The sequence below is a fragment of the Mycobacterium parascrofulaceum ATCC BAA-614 genome, assembly GCF_000164135.1.
GTDB lineage: Bacteria > Actinomycetota > Actinomycetes > Mycobacteriales > Mycobacteriaceae > Mycobacterium > Mycobacterium parascrofulaceum.
In genome coordinates, this window is sequence record NZ_GG770559.1 from 67,794 (window position 1) to 73,001 (window position 5,208).

At 64.4% G+C, this 5,208-nt stretch carries 5 protein-coding genes and 1 pseudogene; 1 reads left to right on the forward strand and 5 read right to left on the reverse strand.

The features are described 5' to 3' along the window. Nucleotides 1-452 precede the first annotated feature (452 nt). From HMPREF0591_RS25970 to lpqS, 5 genes are all read right to left on the reverse strand, one after another. Nucleotides 453-746 (reverse strand): TFIIB-type zinc ribbon-containing protein, encoded by a 294-nt coding sequence (locus tag HMPREF0591_RS25970; RefSeq protein ID WP_007171717.1) that lies wholly within the window; start codon nt 744-746, stop codon nt 453-455. A gap of 152 nt (nt 747-898) precedes the next feature. Further along, entirely contained in the window at nt 899-1,639 is a 741-nt protein-coding gene (locus HMPREF0591_RS25975; RefSeq protein ID WP_007171718.1) for a DUF1275 family protein, read from the reverse strand. Between the two features lie 49 nt (nt 1,640-1,688). Beyond that, nucleotides 1,689-2,651, reverse strand: coding sequence for a cation diffusion facilitator family transporter (locus tag HMPREF0591_RS25980; protein ID WP_040624039.1), 963 nt, complete (start codon nt 2,649-2,651; stop codon nt 1,689-1,691). 104 nt (nt 2,652-2,755) lie between these two features. Next, nucleotides 2,756-3,454 (reverse strand): cation efflux transmembrane domain-containing protein, encoded by a 699-nt coding sequence (locus tag HMPREF0591_RS25985; RefSeq protein ID WP_157137569.1) that lies wholly within the window; start codon nt 3,452-3,454, stop codon nt 2,756-2,758. Between the two features lie 564 nt (nt 3,455-4,018). After that, on the reverse strand, nt 4,019-4,477 hold the full coding sequence (gene lpqS, locus HMPREF0591_RS34820; RefSeq protein ID WP_482805249.1) for a putative copper homeostasis (lipo)protein LpqS: 459 nt from the start codon (nt 4,475-4,477) through the stop codon (nt 4,019-4,021). A gap of 587 nt (nt 4,478-5,064) precedes the next feature. Between lpqS and HMPREF0591_RS34145 the strand changes: the two are divergent. After that, nucleotides 5,065-5,208: pseudogene (locus tag HMPREF0591_RS34145) on the forward strand (PPW family C-terminal domain-containing PPE protein); the annotation flags it as partial.

The window sequence follows — 5,208 nt, forward strand, 5'->3', positions numbered from 1 at the left end:
GTGCGGAAACATCAGGTTCCTCCTCGTGTTTGGCCCCAGTTGGGCACATCTTCGCTACGTACGCTCCGGAGCTTAACATAGATACATCGCAATATCACTATGTATTGACGTTTGGAGCCGCCTGCATGCAGTCGCTGGGGTGGGCAGGTAAGCAAATCGCAGCCGCCAGCCGTGCTGCGCCGGCATCGGCTGCGACCGCCAGGCGTCCTTCCAGCGCTGGTCAGCGTGAGGCCCCAGGGCACTAGCCGATTCACTACGGCCGGGAGGGCTTCGCGGCGGCGTGCAGCTTGAGTTCGGTCAATTGCGAGTGCGGCTGGTGATCGTCACCGGCCGCTGCAGGCGACTCCACGTGTGGTCTGGGCGCACTTGTGCCGGTGCGGGATTGTCGGGATGTGGAGGGCTGTGGGTTGGGCGTGGCGCGGCAGTTGAAGAAAGTGCCGCTGGCTCAATCATCAGTGATGTCCGCCCCGATAGCCTCCGTGTCGACCACCGTAATAGCCCTCCCCGAACAATCCACCCAAAAAGCCTCTCGGGCGCGGACTTTCGACGTACATCGGCTGCGCCGGATACTGCTGAGGCGCGTACCCTGCCGGCGGCAGCTGTTGGGGTTGCTGTTGGGCGGCGTAAAACTTGGCCTCGGCCTCGGAGAGCTGCTCCAGTTCGCCCCGATCAAGGAAAACGCCGCCGCAACCGGTGCACTGATCGATCGTCACCCCAAAGCGCTGCACCGGCAACATCTGCGACACACACCGCGGACATAGCAGCGTCGACTCTCTGGTCTCCGTCGATTCACGCTCGTCTCGCACTTGGCCTCCTAGTCAGGCACCGCATTCGCCTACCCGCGAGGCTACCAAATAATAAAGGTATGCGCATGTACGAATGCGAGTGGGCGTGGTGTCTAACCCGCCGGCGCCCGGTCAGCAAGGGAAGTATGCGTGGGCTCGGGGGCCGATATTGCGTGGGCCATTCGGGTGCTGCGTCGGCGGCTATTCTGCAGGCTGGCCACGGCGATAGCCAGGCAAGCGGCGGCCGGAAATAGCAACGCATTGTGGCCGAGCCGGCCGCCGATGAGGGCTCCCGTCGCACCGCCGCCGACGAATAGCACCACGGTTGTCGTCAGCACGGTGGCCTTCCACCTGTCCACCTCATGGTGGCGGCTGCGGCCCAGCATCAACCCGAGGTCGGTGATGGTACCGGTGAAGTGCGTGGTGCGGATTGTCATTCCGGGAGAGTTTGAGGTCATCGCGTTTTGCAGCCCGCACGCGGCCGCTGCTAGCAGGGCCTTGAATCCAGGAATTTCGATGCCGACCGCGGCCAGCAGCAGCGCGGCCTCGGTGAGCAGAACCACGGCGTGGCGCGCGCTGGTGTGGGTTCGCACAGGGGCCAGTACAGCTCCAGCCCCGGCGGCTCCGGCCAGGAAACCAGCCACGATCAGCGCGACCATGCAGCTCTCATACAGCAGGGGGTTGGCCGAATCCATGCCCAGCTGGGTGCTCAGCGCGGTCAGGTTGCCCACCGGAAACGCCAGGACCAGCAGCGCGACCGAATTGATGAACCCGGCGATTCCGGCCAGCAGCCCACTGTAGCCGAGCACCAGTACCCGCAGCCGGCAATTGTCGTCGGTTGGCGTGTGCGGCATGGTTTCTCCGTGTCCGATGCTCGGCATGGTTATGGTCTGTATCGGCGTGTCAGGCGCCGGTGGTGCGATGCGTCGGGCCGTGTGGGTCGTCGCAGTGCGCACACACGCCGGCTGCATCCTGCTTGCTGATTTCGGAGGTGTCGTGGTCGAGCTGCAATGTGGCGTGGGAGATACCGTGCTCGTGGGCCAGCAAGTGCGCCAAGTCGTTTCGCGTGGCGTGGCAGTCGCGGGCCGCGGCGACGATCACGTGCGCCGACAGGGCCGGGTCACCTGAGGTGATTTCCCACACGTGCAGATCATGGACCTCCACGACCGAATCGTGGGCGGCCATGGCCTGCCCGATCGCGCTCGGCTCAATGCCCGCTGGGGCGGCTTCGAGGAAAACAAGGGTGGCCGCACGCACCAGCACGACGCCGGCTCGCAGCATCAGCGCCACCACGACTAGCGTGGCGATCGCGTCCGCCCGCCCGAACCCGGTGGCCAGGATCGCCACCCCGGCCACCGCGGTGGCGATGAACGCGAATAAGTCGTTGAGGATGTGCTGAAATGCGCCTTCGACGTTCAGACTTGCCCGGTTGGCCCGGCTGATCATCCACGTGGCCGCGAGGTTCACAACCACACCGACCAGCGCGGTGACGAGCACCAGTGCGCCGGTGACTTGCGGCGGATGAATCAGCCTTTTGATCGCCTCGTAAGCCAGCCATGCCGCCAGCACCAGCAAGGTCACGCCATTGGCCTGCGCGGACAAAATTTCCACGCGCCGCCACCCGTAGGTCATCCGCCCCGACGCCGGGCGCGCGGAGAGTCGAATCGCCCACAACGCCAACGCAATCGAGGCCCCATCGGTGAGCATATGTGCCGCATCAGAGAGCAACGCCAATGACCCGGCGATGATGCCTACCACCACCTCGCCCAGCATGAACGCGGCGATCACTGCCAGCGCACCGCCCAGCCATCGCCGGTCAGAATCCGCCGAGGCATTCCCGTGTGTGTGGCGATGGCCCGCGTTCATCGACGCACCCTGGCTGCCCGATCCATGCCCATAAGCTATGCGTATATCGCGATATGTGCAATTACGGTGCCGAGTGTTCCGGTGCTGTTTACCCGCGCCGACCTCTAGCACCCGCAGTCCTCGCCGCGCCACGATCGCCACCCTTGCCAGAGGGCAACGGCGACGATGCACAACCCGATGGCGGGGTCCAACCACCATCCCCCGGGCCACCTGAGGGTGAGCACCAAGCCGAGGAGAACCGCGGCCGCCTGGGCGGCGCACAGATAGTTCTGGATGCCTTTGCCGACCGTGGCGCCCGAGCCCAGCCGTGCGCCGAGTTTGTGCTGCGCGCGGCCCAGGATCGGCATCTGCACCAACGCGGCCGCGGTCAACACAACGCCGATCAGCGTGGTGTGCGAGGCGTGTTGGTTGAGCAGGTGGTGCATGGATTCAGCGGCGATGTAGGGGGCGCTGAGCCAAAACGACACCGCCACACCGCGTTGCGCACGGAGTTCGGCGGTTTCAGACAGGGTTCGCGCGCCGCTGAACCGCCAAATCACGATCAGACTGGCCATCGCCTCAGGCGCGCTTCCTAACGCCCATGCGGTCAGCGCGACAGACCCCGTGGCCACGCCCTGCCACAAGCCGAGCGCCCCTTCGGCGACCACAAAAACCAGGCTGACCCAAGCCAGCCGTCGCGCCCATCGCGCGGCGCCGTGCCAGCGGGAATCGCGGTGAACTACCACCGTAAACGCCGAAGTGGTTGCCGTGCAGCAGATGTCGTCGCCAGCCGCTTGGCTTACAGCTGAATCGGACGCTGTCATGAGACTCGCTCCACGAGTGCGCTGAGCTTCTTCGCGCCCTCAAGCGTCGCGGGCGGTGCAAACGCGCAGTCGTGTGCCCCCAGAATGGCCCCTATCCATGGCTGCTGGTTGTGAGGTTGTAAGGCGCTCGAGCAGATACCCGGGCTGGCGTCAATCGCGGCGTTGGGCCGCGACTGCGCATGCAGGTCCACCCGATCCTGCAACCGCCTGACTGGCGTCACGCCGCCGCCCACTATTGGGTTCAACCGCGCACTGACGGTTGGCGTCACAAATTGCATCCGGTGACTGGGCTCGAGGGTGTGATGGCGCATGAAAATTCTCCCGAACGACGTAGGTTTTGACGAAACGACTCAGGTGGCGTCGCTTCACTGTTCTCAGACGCGGCCGACTGGCCCTTTGCCGCGTGGTGAGCGCGGAGGTCAGATAACTCGACGCAGCTCCGCTGCCGGGCCGACTTATCGAAGTATCGACGGGTGATCGACCCATTCCGCTGCTAAGAAAGCTGTCAAGCGGGCAGGGATTACCGGTAGACCGTGCAACGCCGTGTGATCTGACGCCGACCTATCAGCGCCGTGCGAGACAAAATCGTGTTAGCAGGTCTTGACCGGCGACGGGTGTCGCGGGCCCTCGAGGTGGGCCTCGTTTGGTCTGCCGCGTTAAGTCAAAGCGGCAACCGATAGCGGCCACCGCCGCGAGCCCGGCGTACGTCCAAAACGCGTCGTCCCAGCGCGGGACATCCACCACCGCCATCGCGACGAGGCACGACGGCGACCCGCTGTCACATCGGGCGTGATCGGCATTAACCGCGAGTGCACCACTTGATGAGCTACCCGACTGCTGAGCCGCCTCAACCGTGACGGCCGTGTGCCAGGCGTGCTCGGCGGCACCGCCCAGCAACCAGAGTGCCGCGACGATGGCGATGGCCCATCGCAGCAAGGGCAGCTTAAGAAGGTCGCTATGCACAGTGCCCCCAAATGTAGCAGCGCAAGGCACGGGCACTCGACGTTGCAACCGCGGCGTCATCGTGTCTTCCAATCGAAACGTTGCGGCGTATGAGGCGCTGTGCAGCCGATACGGGATCTAATGCCTCGATTTTGTTGAATACTGATCATGGTGCTGATCTCCTTCGGCACAATGCAATTGGCGTGGATGCTGGCGCTCTCTATTGTCATCTGGCTGTAAAAAGGGGCCTTTCGGCGACCAGCTGAGGTGCCTGACAGCGGCGACACTTGTCATTCTCGGCGATGTGCTATTGGTGCGCCGCATGCTTGCCACCCATATAGCCCAGGACCTGCACCCAAACCTGAGCCGCCGAGGCAGCCACGCTCCGTTTGCCTGTCTCCGAGATCCACACGGCGATGCCCGAATCGCCCCGCTTGGCGCGTCAACGACGTGTCTGAACCACCCGGGATGGTGGGAAAAATCTGGAATCGTCGACGCTTACCTGATCTGGGGAAGGCACACTGACAACGCCGGCCGTTCCCGGACCACCAGCCGACTCCGAAACGCGGACGGACCACCCTAAATGGCTGACATCGATGCACATTCGTAGCGCGAAACCCCATGTCGGCTGGTTTGTGGCTACATAAGGAGTGGACGAGGGCAGTGGGCAGACGGCGGGGTTGGCCACGCTGGCCGGCGATGAGTTCGGTGGCGCCCCGACCATGCCGATGGTGCCGTGCACCTGGGACCCGGACCGGGCCGGCGAGGGGGGAAGCAGCAGAACGCAGCTGACGGTCACGATACGACAGCGA

Bases quoted from the DNA above. Each gene is read 5' to 3' on its own strand.
- HMPREF0591_RS25975 (WP_007171718.1), bottom strand. From the start codon at position 1,639: ATGCCGCACACGCCAACCGACGACAATTGCCGGCTGCGGGTACTGGTG.
- HMPREF0591_RS25980 (WP_040624039.1), bottom strand. From the start codon at position 2,651: ATGAACGCGGGCCATCGCCACACACACGGGAATGCCTCGGCGGATTCT.
- HMPREF0591_RS25985 (WP_157137569.1), bottom strand. From the start codon at position 3,454: ATGACAGCGTCCGATTCAGCTGTAAGCCAAGCGGCTGGCGACGACATC.
- lpqS (WP_482805249.1), bottom strand. From the start codon at position 4,477: ATGACGCCGCGGTTGCAACGTCGAGTGCCCGTGCCTTGCGCTGCTACA.